Source organism: Methylobacterium sp. E-045, assembly GCF_022829685.1.
Classification (GTDB): Bacteria; Pseudomonadota; Alphaproteobacteria; order Rhizobiales; family Beijerinckiaceae; genus Methylobacterium.
Genome location: NZ_JAKSYE010000135.1, coordinates 1 through 19,098 on the forward strand (window position 1 = coordinate 1; position 19,098 = coordinate 19,098).

The 19,098-nt window shown below is 64.3% G+C and carries 14 protein-coding genes and 1 pseudogene; 9 read left to right on the top strand and 6 right to left on the bottom strand.

The window, feature by feature from the left end; translation table 11 throughout:
• Positions 1-171 precede the first annotated feature (171 nt).
• The gene (locus MKK51_RS26620) at positions 172-2,577 is read left to right on the top strand and encodes an EAL domain-containing protein (RefSeq protein WP_243982854.1); all 2,406 of its coding nucleotides are present in this window, start codon (positions 172-174) and stop codon (positions 2,575-2,577) included.
• A 612-nt stretch (positions 2,578-3,189) separates the two neighbouring features.
• Here MKK51_RS26620 and MKK51_RS26625 read toward each other — a convergent pair.
• The 3 genes and pseudogenes from MKK51_RS26625 to MKK51_RS26635 all read right to left on the bottom strand — a co-directional run bounded on the left by MKK51_RS26625 (position 3,190) and on the right by MKK51_RS26635 (position 5,502).
• A pseudogene (locus tag MKK51_RS26625) lies at positions 3,190-3,561 on the bottom strand (DUF2958 domain-containing protein).
• A gap of 126 nt (positions 3,562-3,687) precedes the next feature.
• The gene (locus tag MKK51_RS26630; RefSeq protein ID WP_243982856.1) at positions 3,688-4,827 is read right to left on the bottom strand and encodes a PGN_0703 family putative restriction endonuclease; all 1,140 of its coding nucleotides are present in this window, start codon (positions 4,825-4,827) and stop codon (positions 3,688-3,690) included.
• A gap of 450 nt (positions 4,828-5,277) precedes the next feature.
• Positions 5,278-5,502, bottom strand: coding sequence for a hypothetical protein (locus MKK51_RS26635; RefSeq protein ID WP_243982858.1), 225 nt, complete (start codon positions 5,500-5,502; stop codon positions 5,278-5,280).
• A 943-nt stretch (positions 5,503-6,445) separates the two neighbouring features.
• Here MKK51_RS26635 and MKK51_RS26640 point away from each other — a divergent pair.
• The 7 genes from MKK51_RS26640 (at position 6,446) to MKK51_RS26670 (ending at position 14,660) form a co-directional block, all read left to right on the top strand.
• Positions 6,446-7,978, top strand: coding sequence for a sigma 54-interacting transcriptional regulator (locus MKK51_RS26640; protein ID WP_243982860.1), 1,533 nt, complete (start codon positions 6,446-6,448; stop codon positions 7,976-7,978).
• Between the two features lie 211 nt (positions 7,979-8,189).
• Positions 8,190-8,741 carry an OsmC family protein gene (locus tag MKK51_RS26645; protein ID WP_243982869.1) on the top strand — a complete coding sequence of 184 codons (552 nt, stop codon included), beginning with the start codon at positions 8,190-8,192 and terminating at the stop codon, positions 8,739-8,741.
• A 59-nt stretch (positions 8,742-8,800) separates the two neighbouring features.
• Positions 8,801-9,997 (top strand): acyl-CoA dehydrogenase family protein, encoded by a 1,197-nt coding sequence (locus tag MKK51_RS26650; RefSeq protein ID WP_243982871.1) that lies wholly within the window; start codon positions 8,801-8,803, stop codon positions 9,995-9,997.
• Complete coding sequence (locus MKK51_RS26655; protein ID WP_243982872.1) at positions 9,994-11,328, top strand: FAD-dependent oxidoreductase; 1,335 nt, start codon at positions 9,994-9,996, stop codon at positions 11,326-11,328. The genes MKK51_RS26650 and MKK51_RS26655 overlap by 4 nt, the downstream gene beginning before the upstream one ends.
• Positions 11,329-11,338: 10 nt before the next feature.
• Entirely contained in the window at positions 11,339-12,289 is a 951-nt protein-coding gene (locus MKK51_RS26660) for an MBL fold metallo-hydrolase (RefSeq protein WP_243982874.1), read from the top strand.
• Positions 12,290-12,368: 79 nt separating this feature from the next.
• Positions 12,369-13,136: a sulfite exporter TauE/SafE family protein gene (locus MKK51_RS26665; RefSeq protein ID WP_243982876.1), complete on the top strand. Its 768-nt coding sequence runs from the start codon at positions 12,369-12,371 to the stop codon at positions 13,134-13,136.
• Positions 13,137-13,298: 162 nt separating this feature from the next.
• Positions 13,299-14,660, top strand: a complete 1,362-nt coding sequence (locus tag MKK51_RS26670; RefSeq protein ID WP_243982878.1) for a CmpA/NrtA family ABC transporter substrate-binding protein — start codon at positions 13,299-13,301, stop codon at positions 14,658-14,660.
• 201 nt (positions 14,661-14,861) lie between these two features.
• Here the strand turns inward: MKK51_RS26670 and MKK51_RS26675 are convergent, their stop codons facing one another.
• The 3 genes from MKK51_RS26675 to MKK51_RS26685 all read right to left on the bottom strand — a co-directional run bounded on the left by MKK51_RS26675 (position 14,862) and on the right by MKK51_RS26685 (position 16,352).
• Entirely contained in the window at positions 14,862-15,308 is a 447-nt protein-coding gene (locus tag MKK51_RS26675) for a hypothetical protein (RefSeq protein WP_243982880.1), read from the bottom strand.
• Positions 15,309-15,323: 15 nt separating this feature from the next.
• Complete coding sequence (locus MKK51_RS26680; RefSeq protein ID WP_243982883.1) at positions 15,324-15,809, bottom strand: hypothetical protein; 486 nt, start codon at positions 15,807-15,809, stop codon at positions 15,324-15,326.
• Between the two features lie 93 nt (positions 15,810-15,902).
• Positions 15,903-16,352 (bottom strand): hypothetical protein, encoded by a 450-nt coding sequence (locus MKK51_RS26685; RefSeq protein WP_243982884.1) that lies wholly within the window; start codon positions 16,350-16,352, stop codon positions 15,903-15,905.
• 483 nt (positions 16,353-16,835) lie between these two features.
• Here MKK51_RS26685 and MKK51_RS26690 point away from each other — a divergent pair, with 483 nt between their 5' ends.
• On the top strand, positions 16,836-19,025 hold the full coding sequence (locus tag MKK51_RS26690; protein ID WP_243982885.1) for a TonB-dependent siderophore receptor: 2,190 nt from the start codon (positions 16,836-16,838) through the stop codon (positions 19,023-19,025).
• Positions 19,026-19,098: the final 73 nt, after the last annotated feature.

Here is a 19,098-nt window from a genome sequence, read left to right on the forward strand (position 1 = left end):
GGGGGGGGCGGGTGACCGGTGGCGTTGTGTGGCCGTGCGCGCGGCGTTGGTATGGTGGGCCACGGGTCCCGATGAAGGTCGGTGTTCAGCTGCTGGTTGCAGACGAACTGTCGCGGCCTTTTGAGGCCCGAGCGATGGACGTGGGCGAGGGAAACTAACGAATCCAACACGATGCTAGTCGATGGTGCGCAAACTTCTTGGGCGCAATCTCATGACAGGTCTTACGTGTTTGCTTCTTTGCTCGACAGCCAAGCGCTGAGCTTCGTTTTCGCTGCGGTCGTGATCTGCGCTTTCAGCGCTTGGCTGCTTGTGCGCCTCATCGAGCAAGTAGAGATGACCACGCCCAATGCCCGGCGATGGTGGCTTCTCGGTACCGCCGTTGTAGCAGGGATCGGCGTCTGGACAACGCATTTCGTGGCGATGCTCGGATATAGAACGGACCTTATACTGAATTACCAACTTGGAATGACCGTGATATCGGCAATCGCCGCCATTATAGTAGTCGGAGTTCCATTTTCTTTATCGATAATCTGTACGAAAACCTGGATAAGGTTCGTTACGGGCGCTACGGCGGGAGGCGGCATTGGCGTCATGCATATCTCCGGCATGGCTGCATTGGAGGGATGCGGTCAAACGCAGTCGCTTGGTTTCAATATCTTCGCCTGCCTCATCGGTGCCACCTGCATAGGGGTCGCCTGTGCGTTGCCTAGGCGAGGCAACTGGCCCTTTGTCACCGGGGGCCTGATCGTCGTTGCAGTCTGTGGGACGCATTTCATTTCCATCGCTGGAACGGTTCTGACCGGGACTCGTGTCGATGGACTTCTGACCGGCATTCAGGTTGCTCTTAGCGTCCTCACCGCAACCGGTACGGCGATCCTGCTGCTCGGCACCTTCCTCGCCCTCACTGCCGCCAAGCGTTTCAAGACGCAGGAGACCCTGCATCGTCGTGTTTTGGCGACCGCGCTTCAGAATATGTCGAACGGCATTCTCACCGTATCGGCCGCCGAAGTCATCGAACTCTACAACGAGCGCCTCTGCACGATGCTCAAACTTGCGCCGGGCGATGTTGCCCGGGGAATGAGTCTGACAGCGTTTCTCGATCAAACCGGACGTGCGAACGGTTGGGACGACGATCGGGTTGCCCGCGTGCTACGTAACCATCAAACCTGGATGGCCGGAAATGATGAAACGCGCATCGAACACCTGTTCGACGACGGCCGGATCCTGTCCATTGTTTGCCAGCCTGTCGAGGGTGGTGCTGTTCTGACATTCGATGATGTCACTCTGGCAAAACAGGCGCAGCAAGAAATCTCGCAACTCGCCTATCGTGATCCGTTGACGGGCCTGGCCAACCGCCGTTCCCTCACCGAACACATGGCACAAGTCTACGCGGCTGAGCAGTCGTTCACACTTCTGCTCATTGACCTCGACCGGTTCAAAGCCGTCAACGATACGTACGGCCACGGCGTCGGTGACAGTCTTTTGGTCAGCGTGGCCGCGCGGATCCAGGAGATGGTCGGGGAAATTGGATTCGTGGCGCGTCATGGTGGTGACGAGATGGCAATTGTCACACACGTTGGTGTCGAGGCTTCTTCCATGCTGGCCGAGTACATCGTTGCCGAGATCGAGAAGCCGTATTCATTCGACAATCTCACGGTCGTGATCGGCTGCAGCATCGGCGTGTGTGGCACCGAGGATAAATCGAGCCCGGCCGACTTGATGCAGCGCGCCGACATTGCTCTGTACGAGGCAAAGCGCCACGGGCGGGGCCGTGCGGCGCGCTATACTCCAGGAATGATTGAAGCCATCGCCGAACGGCGGTCTCTAGAGACCGATATCCGGACTGCCCTGGCAGAAAACCAGTTTTATCTCGCATACCAGCCGATCATGACCCTGATCGACAACAGGATCGTGGGATACGAAGCTCTGATTCGCTGGCATCATCCGACTCGCGGGCTTGTTCCCCCAGACACTTTCATACCACTCGCTGAAGAGACCGGACTGATCGTGCCCGTTGGGTGCTGGGTCCTGAAAGAGGCGTGCCATCAGGCGATGGCCTGGGCCTCTAACCACCATATCGCCGTCAACGTCTCAGCGGCGCAATTTCGTTCGCCAAAACTGTTGGCCCATATCACCTCTGCCCTGGCCAAGAGTGGCTTGCCAGCGCATAGGCTGGAGATCGAACTCACCGAAACGGCTCTGGTCGAGGACGGACCGCAAATTGCCCACACCTTGGCCGCCCTGCGCCAGCTCGGCGTCAAGGTTGCTATGGATGACTTCGGAACGGGATATTCGTCATTTGCGCATCTACGTGATTTACCGCTCGACCGAATCAAGATCGATCGCAGCTTCGTCGCGACAGCGTTGACTGACAAGCATTCGATGGCAGTCGTCAGGGCAATCACGCAGATGGGGCGCGACATGGGTATCCCCACACTTGCCGAAGGTGTTGAGGAAGTGGAGCAGCTTTCTTTTCTCAGGGAGCTCGGCTGCGAAGCCGTTCAGGGGTATTTGATAGGCCGTCCAGATAGAACGGTTTCACCGCAGTCACTCACATGGATCACGCGTGCAGCTTAAAGCTGCCGATTGCTCTTCTCAAATCTAAGCTAGATCCAGCACGGGGGACTGTGGAAGTACTCCCCCGGTTTCCTGGGGAGATCTGATACACTTAGTGCGGGTGCCGAAGGTGTTTGATGATGAAGACGCGATGCGAGTTTGCTTCGCGGCACCTTCGGTGCCACTTCCGTGTTCAAACTCGAGGCCGTGGCCCTGCTGGAAAGTCGCTAACGGCCGCAGATGCAGGTTGCGGCCGAAGTTGAGGTCCGGCCCTCCATGCTGACACATCGGCGTACGACTATAACCGGGTGATCCCCACTGAACCGTGCCGGGTTTCCGGGGGGCCAGTTGGCTTGGGCTGAGATGATCGGGGGCCGAGACCTTGGCCTAAGGATTGGTTTTGCCCCCGGTTGATGCCGTGGGGTTGAGCTACAGGTCGGCGGTGGCGATGAAGAGGTGATACGGATAGAACTCGTGCGGTTCGGGTTCCATAGTTTCAAACACTTAGCGTGGGCTGGTTTTGCGAGAAGTGTGAGATGTGGTCACTTGGGTGGTTGGTTTAATGGTGGCGTTGTGTGCCGTGTTCGAGGTGTCGCCAGTGGTGGGTCGCGGGCCCTGATGAAGGGCGGTTGTTCAGGAGGTGATGCGCGCGGCCGCCCGCGCTTCTTTGGCGTGTTGGAATAGTGGTCGGTCTGCGATGAAGTAGGCGTCGCGCTCGATTGGTAGACGAAGGCGGTTGCGGATCGCTTGCAACTCGCTGATGAGGATGTAGCCGAGTTCCAGGTAGCCGTGGCCGGTGTCACAGAGGCCGAAGGCACGGTCAGGTTCGTTCGGGTCGAGTTCGCTCAGGAGCTAGGTGCCGGGACCGTCGGGCATGAAGAGCTTGGTGACCGGGGGCGGGTCGAAGTCCGGGTCGTGCTGTGATGTACACCCGTTCGTGAGCAGTTGGGTGCGGTCGGTGTCAGTGATGATGTGGGCGGTGGTGGTGGTGGTGCTCGCGGGCATGTGCTGGGTCCGTGCTAGGTTTGAACGTACGGTCTCGGCCCTGGCCGTTGGTGGCCCGGGCCGAGATCGGTGCGCGGTGTGTGGTGCTGGGGTCAGCTGAAGGGGCGGCCGAGGGCGCCGTTGGTGTCAGGCGGCAGTGTCTGTGGCCGGGCGGCGTGGGCGGCGGACTGATGCGGCGGCGGCCGTGAACAGCGTCTCCGGCACGGTGTCGAGATGAAGCTCGCCGTCGACCAGCCAGAAGTCGGTGTAGCGCCGGTGGAGCTTTTTTGCGTGTTCCGGGAGGCCGGCGGCGGCAATAGCTGTAATGACGCGTTCGAGGGTCAGTGGGATGAAGGGGATGCGTCCTGTGGTGGCTGACTGTAGCTGGCGGGCGTAGGTCGTGGCCGCGGCGTGGGCCAGCTGGTTGTGCCGGGGGGCAATGAACGCGAGGAGGGCGTAGTCCGCGAGGCCTTCGTCCAAGATCGTGGCGGCGAGGCAGTGTTGGCGGAAGAGCTGCTGGCAGGGGTTGGTTGTCAGGGTCGGGGCGGTTGGATCGATGAAGAGGTCGGTTGTCGGGGCGAGGGTTGTGTATCTGTCGTTCAGCCGTGGCGCTGGTTCGTAACCGCTCTCGCTGTACTTGACCTCGATGCCAATGAAGACGCGTGCGCCTGTGGCCGAGTGGCCGCGGATCGCGAGGTCGAACGCGGTGCCGTCTGCCGTGAAGTGGGGGTCGCCGCGGCCGGGACTGTGCTCGAAGATGAACTCCGTCACTTCGGCCATGACGCCGGGAAACAGATCTTCGACGAAGCGGGTGGCGAGGGCGGGGTCGCGTTGCAGCAAGCCGAAGAGGTTGAAGGTCAGGGGCTGGGACGAGAGCAGGTTGGTCTTGAGGCGCTCCACGTCATAGACGGCGCCGAGTTCCCGGTAGGCCAGGGCGCGGGCCACGGTGGGCACGATGTCGGGATGAAGTAAGTTGGCGCCCTGATCGCCCGCGGTTGTGCTGATGCGGGAACCGAGGCGGCGGCGCTTGCCATTTGAGCCGGCCGGGAGGTGGCCGGTGGGTAGGTCGTGGTCCTCGCGCCAGAGGGCTTGAAGGAAGCGGGCGGCGGCCTTGAAGCGGTGATCGGCGGGGACGAAGACGTGGTGGCTTCGGCGTTGGGCCTCGGGGATGATCGGCAGGATGGTAAGCGGTCCCAGCCCGGTGGGGTCGAAGATATCGAGATGGGTGGACGAAGGGGTGTGGTCGCTGGCGGGGATGGACAGCGGGATGAGGGCGTTGTCGGCCATGATGAAATCCTGACATGCGGCCGCGTCGGTGCGGTCAGGTCAGAATTCCCGTTGATGGTCGGATCATGAACGAGAATGGGCGGCAGTGGCAATGGCGGCGTGCCGGACGAAGGATTGGTGGTAGCGGGGTGCCGGATCGGTGTCGGCGGAGTGGGCTGGGGGACGTGCCGACGTGGTGGCTGCGTGGGCAGCGCGTAGGTCGTATGTGGCGTAGGGGCTGGCCGTACCGGAGTGCCGACGGTCGTATGTAGGGACGTAGGTGGTTGGTAGCATGCCGGCGCCTACCGGACGGCTACGTGCCGTACTCGCTATCCCATCCGGTATTCGAATGCCCTAATTCTTTTATAGCGGGTTCGAACATTCGAAAACACACGGTTGCGCCTGCTCCCTCTGCAGCGTTGCGCCGGTGTGTTGTCCGTCTCGCTGGTGCGCCGGATGTGGCGACGCCGGTTATGCGTCCTGCTGCGGCCTTGTACGGGGGACGAGGCGGTCCATCGTGTGGTCCGCGAGATCACGCAGCGCATGGGCCATCTCGTCGAGCCAGAACGGCTCCAGGCGATACCGAATGCGCAAGACCAGTTCGGTCTGGTTCTGCCCTGATCTTGAGCGGATCGGTGCCCAGTCGAACGAGAGAGCCAATCCGGTCCCGTCATCTTCCTGTTCGGAGTCGGTCATTCCATCCGTGGTGGCCGATAATCGCTGACGCGATATGGTGGTCGTCCATAGAGGGCATCGTTCTTCGATTGCGCGGTCAGCACGGCGAAGCATGAGTGCTCCTCGATCACCCCGCACGGCAGAGAGGCGGATACCGACGAGGGGGAGCCGGAAGGAATCCGGGCGTAACGCGAAGAGATTCGGTCCCTTTAGAACCGACCAGATCGTATCGTTTGCCACGCCGAGGGTACGAACGATCTTTATCGTACCTTCAATGTTAGCAGGGGCGATACGGCGTCGAAGCATTGTGAGCCATCCAGTCGAAGGGACGCCTCACCGCAGCCTGATCCGATGCACGATGTAAGGGGAAGAGTTGAGCAGGACAGAGTATCTGGCCCGAGAAGTTGAGCGTAAGGGGTAGGCCGATGCGTCGGTGTATGTAGCAAGCTTACGGTGAGGCGCTGCCGAACATGCTCGGCGACGCTCGTATAATCGTAAAGCTTAAGATTGGATAGTTCTTCGCTTTGCAGCGAGTGTGTCTACCTCCGCAGGACATTGCGCCAAAGCTATATCGTCCGCTGGAGGAGAAGACGGGGCCGCATTGCTTATCGCGGATGTTTTCCAGCTGCAGGAGCCGTCCGTCAACCTTTTCCTGACCTTCGGAATGTCCACTCGCAAAAACTTGAGTGTAAGCGACATAAGGCTTGGCTAGATGAATTGTTGCCAGTCCGTCGTCGCTATGAGACGAAAGCAGAAAACGCTGGTATGACAGCTCACAATCCCCCTGTAGTTGCGGCGACCGACAGGGCGGCCTTTTCTCACTTCTTTCCTGACCGTCCTCTTTATCTGTTAGCACGAAGCTTGCAAATTGGCCGACCTTCGAATGGGAAGCGCGAGGCGCATTTAGGTGACCGATAGACGTGGGAGCAAGATTGCATCGAGCGCGCACTGGCGCACACAGGAAATGTTCCTTCTTCAAGAAGTCATGAACCTGATCGGCAAAGGTATCCGCCTCGACCACGTCGCACGAGAGATGCTGCATCTCCTATCCGAGATCGTCGGGCTCAACCGCGGTCGGATCGTCCTGAAGGACCCGAACGGGGATGGCTATCGTATCGCGCATTCCTATGGCCTTACGCGCGCGGAGGTCGAGCGAGGCAGGTACGCACCGGGCGAAGGCATTACCGGGCGCGTCATCCAGGATGGCCATCTCATCATCGTCCAGGACATCGACAAGGACCCGACCTTCCTTGGCCGGGCCGTCGAACGGACCACGCTTCCGCAAGGTGCCGTCTCGTTCCTGGCGCTTCCGATCCGGGTCGACCAGAGAACGGTGGGTGCCATCGCGTGTCACCGGATTCGCCACCGTGAGAGGGCGCTCTCCGACGATCTCACCATCCTGCGCATCATCGCCACGTTGATCGGTCAGTTGCTGACCTTGAACGAGCGCGTCGAGCAGAAGACGCGTGCGCTCGAGGAACACAACGACATGCTGGCGCGTGAGCTTCGCATCAAGCGGGCTCGCTACGGCATCATCGGCACGTCGCCAGCGCTCCTGCGCGCCCTCGCTCAGGTCGAGAAGGTCGCGAACGCGACGGCGAGCGTCCTGCTGCTCGGCGATTCGGGAACCGGCAAGGAACTGTTCGCGCGAGCGCTCCATCTCGCCAGCCCGCGGCGGGGCAAGCCCTTCATCAAGGTCAATTGCGCGGCCATTCCCGAAACCCTCTTCGAATCCGAGCTGTTCGGCCACGAGCGCGGTGCGTTCACCGGCGCGGTCGAGGCCCGCGCGGGTTGGTTCGAGCAGGCGAGCGATGGCACCATCTTTCTCGACGAGATCGGCGAGATGCCCGCCCTCCTCCAGACCAAGCTGTTGCGGACCCTTCAGGAGGGCACCGTCGTGCGCCTCGGGGGCAAGCGCGAGATCCGGGTCGACATGCGCCTGGTGGCCGCGACGAACCGCGATCTCGCGGGAGACGTCGCGCAGGGCCGCTTCCGCGAAGACCTGTTCTACCGCCTCAACGTCATCCCGATCACGCTGCCGCCGCTCGCGGAGCGACGGGGCGATATTCCCGATCTCGTGTTGCATTTCCTGACGCGGGCGAACCAGGAGAACCAGCGGAACGTCAACCTGACACAGGCCGCGATCGCGTATCTCGCTCGCCAGCAGTGGCCGGGCAACATCCGGCAGCTCGCGAATTTCATCGAGCGAACGGTGCTGCTGTCGAGTGAGGGCGTGCTCGATGTGGACGACCTGCGGCCGATGCTCGGAGACGCTGCCCGGACGTCGATTGCCTTCCCCGGCTCCATGGAAAGGGATTCCCCGGTCGCGCCAATGGCGACGATCCGCCCCTATCTGTCGGCCGACTCGCACGGACACGAGCAATTGCGCCTCGCGCTCACCCAGGCCGGGGGGAACAAGACCCGGGCCGCGCAGAGACTCGGCCTCACCGAGCGCCAGTTCTCCTACCGATGGAGGAAGCTCCAGCCCACGCCCTGAGCCAGACCGACAAAGTTCGACAATGTCGACACAGTGTCGACATTCGGCGGGGTGCAGATCTGGACGAGCGAGCCGAGACCCCCATTAAGTTACTGCCGCATAAGGCTTTTCAAAAAGATTGAGCGCACGGCCGCCCTGGCACCGGCCTTGCGCATCCCTCCTCAAGCCGGCCCCAGAACGCGTGGGGCACGTGCAGCAAGAGGAGCTAACCATGAGCGCCAGCGCCGCCCCGACGACCCTCACGACCTACCTGCGTCCGATCGATCGCGACGGCCTCGCCAAGTTCGCCGAGAAGGGCCGCGCCAATCCCGGTTCACGCGGGACCAACAAGGTCCACACCGTCGTCGACGGCCAGTATCGAACCCTCAGCTATGTCGGCAATCACCAGCCGGTCGTCGTCGACGAGCCGTTGCACCTGTTCGGTGAGGATACCGCCCCGGCACCCGGCGAGATCGTGCTGTCGGCGCTGGGCGGCTGCCTTGCCGTCGGCATCACCGCCGTCGCGACGTGGAAGCAGGTGCGCCTATCGCGCCTCGAACTCCACATCGAGGGCGACATCGGAAACCCGGCTGCCTGGGGCGCGGGCGGTGCCGAGAAGAAGCCGGAGGAGATGGGCTTCCAGGCGATCCGCGTCGCCGTGACCATCGAAGGCGACGCAACGCGCGAGGAGCTCGACGAGATCGTGCGCCACGCGAATGTCTATTCGCCGGTCGCCAACTCCATGCGCAACCCGATCCCCTTCGACATTGCCTTGGCCGACTGAAGCCGGAGGCGGGACCGGTCGGTCCCGCCCCGTCCGATCCCTTCTGAGGAGATTGCACGATGTCGAGCGCCCCCGCTCTTCGGCTGGCCGATGCCCCCATCGCGGTGGTGCCACGCGTCACGCCCGCCGCTTCCGACTGGACGGATGAGACCGTTCTCGCCGGAACGACGGCCATTGCAGACGGTCCCCTGAGCGCGGCAGCGGCCCAGATCGACCATGGAGCTTACCCGCTCGATATCATGGGCGGGCTCGGTGGCGCGGGCGCTCTCGGCGTTCACCTCGACCGGCACGGCACCCGCGTCGGCCTCTCCATCGCCGCCATGCAGGCGGCGAGCCGTGCCTGCGGTGCCACCGGCTTCCTGATGTGGTGCCAGAACGTCTGCGGCCTCTACCTGGAACGGTCAGGCAATCCCGCCCTGACGGGGGCCATTCTCGACGACCATGCCGGGGGTCGCACATTCGGCGGCACGGCCCTCTCCAACCCGATGAAGGCCTTTGCCGGTATCGAACCGATCCTGCTGCGCGCCCGGCGCGTGCCGGGCGGTTACAGGGTCAACGGCATGCTGCCATGGGTCAGCCACATCGGACCGGGGCAGTATTGCGGCGCCATCGCGGGTGTCGTCGGCGCCGGCGACACGATCAGCCACGAGATCATGTTCCTGCTGCGCTGCGACCGGGCCGAGCTGCGGCCCTGTCCGCAATTCTCCGGCATGGAGGGCACCAGCACCTGGGGCTTGCGCCTGGACGAGTACTTCGTCGGCCAGGACGAGCTGATCGCCGATCCCGCCCGCCCCTTCATCGGCCGCATCCGAGCCGCCTTCATCCTGCTTCAATGCGGCATGGGCCTCGGCGTCGCGGAGGGAAGCCTCGATTCCATGATCGCGGTCGAGGAGACCCTCGGGCACGTCAACCAGTTCCTCGACGACCGCCCCGGACAGATTGCGGCCGAACTCGCCGAACTCCGCGCCCGAATCCTCACGCTCGCCGAATCCCCCTATGACGGCTCGAACGACTACCTGATCGACGTGCTCGACGCCCGCGCGCAGACCTCCGAGCTCGCGCTTCGCGCCTCGCAATCCGCCCTGCTCCACCAGGGCGCACGCGGCTACCTGATGTCGGCCGCACCCCAACGGCGTATCCGCGAAGCGCATTTCGTCGCCATCGTCACGCCCGCCATCAAGCATCTGCGCTGGGAGATGGCCCGCCTGTCGCGGGAGATCCTTCCGGCCGAAACCCGCGAGGGAGGCCGCGCATGACCGCGCTCGCGCCGACCGACGGGCTCGGGCCCTGGAGACAGTTCCTCTGCCGGGCCTGCGGCCTGATCTACGACGAGGGCGACGGCGATCCCGATGGCGGGCTGGCTCCCGGCACCCGCTTCGAGGACATTGCGGAGGATTGGGCCTGCCCGATCTGCGGCGTCACCAAATCGGATTTCGAGCCCTATCAACGGCGGGCATCCGTCGCGCCCGCGCCCCTTCCCCTCGTCCGGCAGCGCCGGCCGGGCGTGGTGATCGTCGGGGCCGGTGTGGCGGGCTGGAGCGTCGCCGAGGCGATCCGCGCCGAGGATGCAGAGGTTCCGATCACCCTGGTGACGGCCTGCAGCGGCGACGTCTACCACAAGCCGGAACTCTCGGTCGCGCTGGGACGCGGTATGTCACCGGACAATCTGCGCCGGGAGAGCGGCGCGACCGCGGCGGCCCGTCTCGGCCTGCATCTCATGCCCGACACGGTGGCGGTGGGCCTCTCGCCGGATCGGCATCGGCTGCGGACGACCCGTGGCACCCTGGCCTACACGCAGCTCGTTCTCGCCCACGGCGCCAGGGCGGCGTTGCCGGCATGCCTCGACCCCACGCTGTGCTGGCGCGTCAACGACCTCGCGGCATGGTCGGCCCTGCATGCCGAACTCGGGCGTGGTCCTCGCACCGTGGCGGTGATCGGCGCCGGCATGGTCGGCTGCGAGCTCGCCGAGGATCTCACGCGGGCCGGTCATGGCGTCACGCTCATCGGCGCCGGGACGCTTCCGCTGCCCGAACTCCTGCCCGCGATGGCCGGTCTTCGCCTCCTGGCGGGCCTGGAGCGCCTGGGCGTACGCTACCGTGCCGGCACCCTGGTGACCGGCCTGAGCCGCGGGCCGGACGGCCATGTCACGCTCGCCCTCTCGGACGGCGGGGTCCTGGACGCCGCCACCGTGGTCGCGGCGACGGGCCTCGCCACGCCCTCGCGGCTCGTCCGCGGAGCCGGCCTCGCCTTCGAGCGCGGAATCGTCGTCGATCGGTCGACGCTGCGGACGAGCCGACCCGACATCTTCGCGCTCGGCGACTGCATCAGCATCGACGGCCAGCCCTGCCGCTACATCGAGCCGGTCGCACGGCAAGCCGAGGCGATCGCGCATGCCATCGTCGGCCGGGCGCATCCGGGCTACGCGCACGCCGCGCCCGTCATCCGCCTGAAGACGCGCTCCGCGCCGGTCGAGCTCCACGGCATTCCGGTTCCGGGCGCCCCCTGGCACGTCGTCGAGGACACCGAACGCCGCCTCGCGATGGAGCAGCGGCACGACGGCGGCATCACCGCCTGGCTCGCAGCCTGAGGAGTTGCCGATGAAGAGCGCCGTTCCCGCACCCGATCCCGTTCTCTCGCAGGCGCACGAACAGGTGGCGGCGACCCTCTCGGGCGCTGTTCCCCGACCTGTCGTGCAAGGCTTTTTCGACGAGCCGACGAACACCGCGACCTTCATCGTCCACGATCCTCAAAGTCGTTCCGCGGCGGTGATCGACAGTGTCCTCGACTTCGACCCGGCATCCGGGACGTTGTCCTACGAGGCGGCGAACCGGGTCGTCGCCTATGTGCGCGCGCAGGGCCTGACGGTGGAGTGGATCCTCGAGACCCACGTCCATGCCGACCACCTCTCGGCCGCCCCGTACCTTCAGGAGCAGCTCGGCGGACGGCTCGCGATCGGCCGTGGCATCGTCCAGGTCCAGGACGAGTTCGGGAAGCTCTTCAACGCCGGCACCGAGTTCGCCCGCGCCGGCGCGGAGTTCGACCGCCTGTTCGATGACGGCGACCGTTTCGCGGTCGGCGGGATCGAGGCCCTTGTGCTCCACGTACCGGGTCATACATCCGCCGACCTCGCCTACGTGATCGGGGACGCGGCCTTCGTCGGCGACACCCTGTTCATGCCGGATTACGGCACGGCCCGTGCGGATTTCCCCGGCGGCGACGCCCGGCAGCTGTTCCGCTCGACCCGAAGGCTGCTGGCGCTTCCAGACATTACGCGCCTGTTCCTGTGCCACGACTACAAGGCGCCCGGCCGGGACGAGTTCATCTACGAGACGACGGTGGCCACTCAGCGGGCCGAGAACGTCCACGTCCGCGACGGAATGGCGGAGGACGATTTCGTCGCGATGCGCACCGCGCGTGACCGCACCCTGAAGGCGCCACGGCTGATCATGCCGTCGATCCAGGTGAACATGCGCGGCGGACGCCTGCCGCAACCGGAGGCCAACGGCACGCGCTACCTCAAGATCCCGCTGACGACGGTCCGGTCATGACCAGGCCCGAAACGCCCGAACCGCCCCCGGCGCGGGTCTTCCCGCAGCGCCCGATCCGGCCGATCGAGGGGAGCGGGTGTTGACGCTCGAACCCGTGCAATACGCTCTCGGCGCGAGTTCCGGCTCGCTGGTCGGGCTCCTCCTCGGGCTGGTCGGCGGCGGCGGCTCCATCCTCGCCCTTCCGATGCTCATCCACGTGGTGGGGTTGCGCAACACCCACGTGGCGGTGGGAACGGGCGCCTTCGCGGTCGCCGCCTGTTCTCTCGTCAACCTCGTCGGCCATCTTCGGGTCGCCTGGGTCCCGTGGCGCGCGGCGGGATTGTTCGGGGCGGCCGGCATCGTCGCCGCGTTGCTGGGCGCGGATCTGAGCAGGCAGTTCGACGGTCACCGCCTGCAGTTCCTATTCGCTCTGGTGATGCTCGCGGCGGCGGGCCTGATGTTCAAGCGACGGTTCGCACCGGCCACCGCGCCGATGGAGGTCGCCCGGGAGAGTGTGCCCAAACTCGTCGGCTACGGGAGCGCCACGGGCCTGCTGTCGGGCTTCTTCGGCATCGGCGGCGGCTTCCTCATCGTCCCCGGACTCGTCGCCGCCACCGGGATGCCGCTGGTGAGTGCCGTCGGCTGTTCCCTCGTGGTCATCACGGCCTTCGGGGTGACGACCGGGCTGAGCTACGCGCTGTCCCATCTCGTGGATTGGGCCCTCGTCCTGGCTTTCGTGGCCGGGGGAGCGGGAGGCGGCCTCATCGGCCTTCGTCTTCGCTCCGCCTGTATCGCCCGCAAGGGCGCGCTGGACACGGTGCTGGCCGCCATCATCGGAGGCGCGGGGCTGGTGATGCTGATGCGGTAGATCCAAGCGCAACGAGGGTGTTCGCCATCGGCCGACGCTGCGAATGAAGGCGATCCGGCCTGAGATCCGAACGAGTACTGGCCTTCGGCCGCTCTCCGGAAACAGACCTGCCGGCTCAGTTCTTGCTGCCACTTTCCTAGACGATCATCACCGGAGTCCGCGATGGCCCTGTTCGATAAGTATTCCGGTTCACGACCCCGCATGAGCCGCCATGGCTGCAGCTGCGGGGTGCATACGAGCCAGGCCGAGCACGAGGCGGCGCTCCCGACGGGCGACGCCGCTGTCCGGCGGATCGTCGAGGCGTCGATGATGCGTGCCGTATTCCCGCGGGAAGCCGAGCGCCGCGCCTTCCTCCGGAGCGTCGGCGCAGCGACCGCCGCGGCGGCGATCAGCCAGTTCCTGCCGACGCGGTTCGTGGCCGAGGCCTTCGCGAATGCCGGCAAGCCGGAGAAGACCGACCTCAAGGTCGGCTTCATCCCGATCACTTGCGCCACGCCGATCATCATGGCAAAGCCCATGGGCTTCTACGAGAAGCAGGGCTTGAACGTCGATGTGGTCAAGACCGCCGGCTGGGCGGTGATCCGCGACAAGACCCTGAACAAGGAATACGACGCCGCCCACATGCTGGCGCCGATGCCCATCGCGATCAGCCTGGGGCTCGGCTCGGCCGCGGTGCCCTTCGCGGTGCCGGCCATCGAGAACGTCAACGGCCAGGCGATCTGCCTGGCGATGAAGCACAGGGACAACCGCGACCCGAAAAACTGGAAAGGCATGAAGTTCGCCATTCCGTTCGACTACTCGAACCACAATTACCTGCTGCGCTACTATCTGGCCGAGCACGGCATCGATCCCGACGCGGATGTGCAGCTGCGTTCGGTGCCGCCGCCCGACATGGTCGCCAACCTGCGCGCCGACAATATCGACGGGTTCCTGGCACCCGACAACGTGGTCCAGCGCGCGGTCTACGATGGCGTCGGCTTCATCCATATCCTGTCGAAGGAGATCTGGGACGGGCATCCCTGCTGCGCCTTTTCGATCGCGCAGGACACGATCGAACAGATGCCGAACACGACGGCGGCGTTGCTGCGGGCCATCATGGAAGCGACGGCGCACGCGTCCAAGCCCGAGAACCGCAAGGACATCGCCGCCGCCATCGCGCCGGCGAATTACCTGAACCAGCCTCAGACCGTTATCGAGCAGGTCCTCACCGGTACCTACGCGGATGGGCTCGGCGGCGTGAAGAAGGATCCGAAGCGCGTCGCCTTCGATCCCTTCCCATACGAGAGCTTCGCGGTCTGGACCATGACGCAGATGAAGCGCTGGGGTCAGATCAAGGGCGATGTCGATTACAAGGCGGTGGCGCAGCAGGTCTACCGTGCGACCGATGCCGCCAAGCTGATGAAGCAGGCCGGTCTGACTCCGCCCGAGACCACCACTAAGACCTTCGTAGTGATGGGTAAGACCTTCGATCCGGCCAAGCCGAAGGAGTACATCGACTCCTTTAAGATCAAGCGGGCCGGCTGAATCATTCGCATCTGTGTGGGACCGTGACAGAACTGTTCACTCGAGCGTCGGCGGCCGGCTGATGCGAGTTAGGTGAAAATCCGACCAGTGGGAGACACTCCTCTTTCGGAAAGGGCCCGAAATGCTTGCGGATAGAGGGAGAAGGATCTGTTGCCCACCAACGTACGTGGTGAGGCCCCATTGGGCCACCAGGATCAACGGCTACGGAATTGTTCGGTAATGTAAGTCGCTGCGCACGAATACATTGGCATCGACGAGACCGAACGCCCGCCGCAATTGTTCGATGATCTCGGGCCGCTGTAGCCGCCGGTCCGCATACAGGACGAAGCGGTGCGGAACTGTCTCGTAGACGATGCGGCCGCGAGGGAAATGCTCGTACTCGTAGGATGCAATCATCGTCGGCAGGCCCCGTTTGCGGAGGCCAGCGGGACGCAAGCGGCGCCAGCCTTCCCAAACGTCGTAGTGCGCGCCGGGATAGGTCAGGCAGTCGCCATAGGACTCCGCCTCTGACAGCGGGAGCCCGGCATGCACCAGTTCCCAGGGGCCATCGCCCCCGCGTAGGCCCCAGAAGATGCCGACGCTCGGTGGCGGGGTAGTCGTAACCGACGGCGTCGGCCTGTCGGTCGGTTGGTCGAGTGGGCTAGTCATAGGTCGCCGCTCCCTTCAAAGGATGAACTTCCAATCGATCCGTCGTACCCGCGCCGCCGTCTCGCTCAGGCTCGCTGAGCACATAACGACGATGTCTTGTTTGATCGCCGTCGTGCCCGCCCGCACCGGGTTCGGTTTGACCATGAAACACAGCCCGGTGGCGGGCCAATGCCTTTGGGTGTCCGGTGCGCCGACTGGCATCAGGGTCAGTGAGTTCACGCGTAGGGCGTAGCCGTAGGCGTTCTCCATGTCGGGCGTCTGCGCCGTCGTGAAGGCGACGACCATCTTCGCGCCGGTCTTGCCGTCACCGTAGCCGGTAACGAACGTGACCTCGCCCTTGCCGTCGTCGACGAGCCGGAGGTCGTTGTTGCAGGGGGCGGCTTGCCCGTTGACCTTTAGCTCGAGGCAATGCCCCGCGTTCACGTCGTCTACGGGTGGGTTGGCTTGTGCTGCCTCGCCTGACAGCATGGCAAGGGCAAGCACAATCATCGTACGCTTCATGGGAGATGCAATTCCTGTGGCGGAGTGAGAGGCGTGCTGCTGGGCGATCCTGGCCCGATGGTGTCGAGGAGGTTTGACCCCACCGCCACCCGTTCAGCGCCGTTTGAGGGCGCCCCCGAAGTCGCAGGACGGTCCGTGGAAGTGGTCGCAATTTTCCGACGTGACCAGCACGCGGCTGCGATCACCGTTGTAGCGAAGCGTGATCTCGCAGAATTCGTTGGGATCGTCCGTCTTCGCCCGTAAGCGAAGGGTGCTCGCATCCAGCTTCCTGGCGGTGCCACGAACTTCGCCCGTGCATTGGTTCGGGATCGCTGTATCGGCGATCACCAGATACGCGCCGCTTTCTCCCTCGGTGTCGAGGGCATGCACCTGGACTTCGAGGCGGCCATCGCCACGTCCCTGGAAGCGGCCTTCCAGTCTGAGATCTGCGTAAGCGTTCGACGCGAGTAGAGACGCGATGGCTGCCAAACCGATTATGAACGGACGGCAGCGAGCGGATTTGGCCCAGCGGGAAGTCGCCGCGCGGGCGAATGTGGAAGGCATTGCGGGTGTCCTCTTCGGATCGGAAAAGCCGACAGAGGGGATTCACGTTGGCCCGCCTGAAATTTACAGGGCAGTGCTGATTCTTGGTGTGGCGGACCGCCGCATGCAGTCGCCGACCCTCCAAACTGAGCTGTTGCTTGTATGGCCCAACCTGCTGACGAAGGAAGCTCGGGAGCTTCGGGTTTGCGCCATAAGCGGAAGTTCGCCGCCTGCCCAAAAGCAGACGTTCCGCATCCGACACGACTACGCCGTTGAAGCCAGTTGCCCCACCGTTCAGAGGCGGACATTCGATCATTCGCTGAGGTGAAATCGAAGACGTTGTGAAAGCGCTCTTCCCATCGCAGTCATGCATCAACTTAGAATTACTTCAGATTTGAAGCGCTCTAAGTGTGTGATTTCTATCACGTTTTCGCCTTGCCTCACAACGCAACAACAGCGATGGAACTGTTGCTGCGCCGCTTGAGGCGCCTACCAGCGTGACCCATGTCCCATCGCCCCCCGCTCTTCGCTCTGCTCCTTGCCACGACCGCCCTCACGGGACCTGTGACGGCACAGGAAGTGAGCGTGCAGCTCAACCAATTGACGGTCGAGGGGACGGCACCTGCGCCCGTTCTGGGGGGCGGAGCCAATCTCAGCGGTGGGGATGGTGGTACGGCGGCGACCAGCGGCGGCGGCGGCGGACCTTCCGGCATCACCGGCTACACCGCCCGCATCAGCCCCACGGCGACCAAGACCAACACGCCGCTGCTCGAGACGCCCCAATCGGTCACGGTGCTCACCCGCGAGGCGCTCAACGACCGCAACGTCCAGACCCTCAACGAAGCCATCGGCTACGTGGCCGGCGTCTCCTCGAACGTCTTCGGCTTCGATCCGCGCTTCGATTCGTTCTTCGTGCGCGGCTTCAGTCTGACCTATGACGGCATCTTTCGCGACGGCCTGCGCCAGGTGGCGTCGGGTCTGACGGTGCCCCGCATCGAGCCCTACGGTATCGAAGCGGCCACGATCCTGCGCGGACCGGCCTCCGGACTCTACGGCCTCGGCTCGCCCGGCGGCATCCTCGATGTCACCACGAAGCGGCCGGTCTTCACACCCTTCGGCGAGGTCCAGCTGCAGGTCGGTAACTACGACCGCTACCAGGGCAATTTCGATATCGGCGGTCCGGTCGAAGGCACGGGTGGCACGCTCGCCTACCGCGTCACGGGCATCAAGCGGCAGTCCGACACCTTCATTCCCGGGGGCTCCGATGATCGGGGCTACATCGCGCCGTCCTTTACCTGGAAGCCCTCGGCCGACACGACCTTCACGTTCCTGAGCGAGTACCAGGAAACCAAGCTTCCGGGCTCGACGACGTTCTTCAACCAGAACCTGCGACCGACCCGCATCTATTCGGGCGATCCGGCCTTCAACGATTTCAAGCAGCAGCAGGGCCGCGTCGGCTACGCGTTCGAGCACCGCTTCGATCCGGATCTGGTCTTCCGGCAGAACTTCCGCTTCTACGACATCAGCAACGACTATCGCTACGCGTCGATCGCCATGCTCAGCCCGGACGGCCTGAGCGCGAGCCGGTCGACCGGATATTCCCGGCAGTTCCTCAGCCAGTTCACCCTCGACAACCAGATCGAGGCACATATCACCACCGGGCCGGTCCAGCACACGCTGGTGGCGGGGCTCGACTACGCGCATTCTGACTTCAACTACCGCTTCGGCTTCGGCGCGGCCCCCGATCTCAACCTCGTCACGCGCAATTACGGTCAGCAGCCGATCCTGGCGCCGGTGCTGGGGCCCCGCACCGCGCAGAGCCAGGATCAGGTCGGGCTGTACCTGCAGGAGCAGGCCAAGTTCGACCGCTTCGTGCTCACCCTCACCGGCCGCTACGACTGGGTGTCCCAGAACACGACCACAGCCGCCGCCGCGACCGAGCAGAACGATCAGGCCCTCACCGGCCGCGTCGGCCTCAACTATCTCCTGGCCCCCGGGCTGGTGCCCTACGCCAGCTACGCGACCACCTTCGCGCCGCAGCCGGGCGTCGATGTCGCCGGGCGCGCCTTCAAGCCGGCGACCGGCGATCAGATCGAGGCGGGCATCAAGTACCTGATTCCGGGCACGAACATCCAGGCGGGATTTGCCGGCTTCGACATCGTCCAGAGCAGCGTGCTGCGCACGGACCCGAACAACGTCGCCTTCCAGGTGGCGACGGGCGCCGTCGAGTCGCGAGGCTTCGAGATGGAGGCGATCGCCAATTTCGCGCCCGGCACCAACCTGACCCTCGCCTACACCCATCTCGACCTGCGCTATCTCAGCCAGACCTCATTCGCGGGCCAGTCCCTGGACGGCAACGCCCTCTCCGGCATTCCGGGAGATACGTTCACCGGCTTCCTGACCTACCTGCTCCCGCCGGGCTCGGCTTTGCGCGGACTGACGCTCGGAGGAGGCCTCCGCTTCAACGCCAACAGCTTCGCCAATGACGAGAACACGGTCCGTAACCCGACCGTGACGCTGTTCGACGCGCTGCTCGCCTACGACTTCGCCGCCCTCGATCCCAAGTACAAGGGCTTCCGCGCCCAGGTGAATGCCAACAACGTCCTCGACCGCGACTACTTCACCTGCCAAGCCGGTTTCTGCTATCGGGGCGCACCGGCCACTGTCATCGGAAGCCTGATCTACCGGTGGTGACGTAAGCTTCCGTGACGCCGTTTCAGGACCCGTGCGCATGACGATCGAGGCTTTCCCGGACCATGTCCGGTGA

What these genes read in the sequence shown, in the direction of transcription:
- MKK51_RS26630 (WP_243982856.1), bottom strand. Translation starts at nt 4,827, where the DNA reads ATGGCCGACAACGCCCTCATCCCGCTGTCCATCCCCGCCAGCGACCAC.
- MKK51_RS26655 (WP_243982872.1), top strand. Translation starts at nt 9,994, where the DNA reads ATGACCGCGCTCGCGCCGACCGACGGGCTCGGGCCCTGGAGACAGTTC.
- MKK51_RS26640 (WP_243982860.1), top strand. Translation starts at nt 6,446, where the DNA reads ATGTTCCTTCTTCAAGAAGTCATGAACCTGATCGGCAAAGGTATCCGC.
- MKK51_RS26660 (WP_243982874.1), top strand. Translation starts at nt 11,339, where the DNA reads ATGAAGAGCGCCGTTCCCGCACCCGATCCCGTTCTCTCGCAGGCGCAC.
- MKK51_RS26675 (WP_243982880.1), bottom strand. Translation starts at nt 15,308, where the DNA reads ATGACTAGCCCACTCGACCAACCGACCGACAGGCCGACGCCGTCGGTT.
- MKK51_RS26690 (WP_243982885.1), top strand. Translation starts at nt 16,836, where the DNA reads ATGTCCCATCGCCCCCCGCTCTTCGCTCTGCTCCTTGCCACGACCGCC.
- MKK51_RS26670 (WP_243982878.1), top strand. Translation starts at nt 13,299, where the DNA reads ATGGCCCTGTTCGATAAGTATTCCGGTTCACGACCCCGCATGAGCCGC.
- MKK51_RS26620 (WP_243982854.1), top strand. Translation starts at nt 172, where the DNA reads ATGCTAGTCGATGGTGCGCAAACTTCTTGGGCGCAATCTCATGACAGG.
- MKK51_RS26680 (WP_243982883.1), bottom strand. Translation starts at nt 15,809, where the DNA reads ATGAAGCGTACGATGATTGTGCTTGCCCTTGCCATGCTGTCAGGCGAG.
- MKK51_RS26685 (WP_243982884.1), bottom strand. Translation starts at nt 16,352, where the DNA reads ATGCCTTCCACATTCGCCCGCGCGGCGACTTCCCGCTGGGCCAAATCC.
- MKK51_RS26635 (WP_243982858.1), bottom strand. Translation starts at nt 5,502, where the DNA reads ATGACCGACTCCGAACAGGAAGATGACGGGACCGGATTGGCTCTCTCG.
- MKK51_RS26650 (WP_243982871.1), top strand. Translation starts at nt 8,801, where the DNA reads ATGTCGAGCGCCCCCGCTCTTCGGCTGGCCGATGCCCCCATCGCGGTG.
- MKK51_RS26645 (WP_243982869.1), top strand. Translation starts at nt 8,190, where the DNA reads ATGAGCGCCAGCGCCGCCCCGACGACCCTCACGACCTACCTGCGTCCG.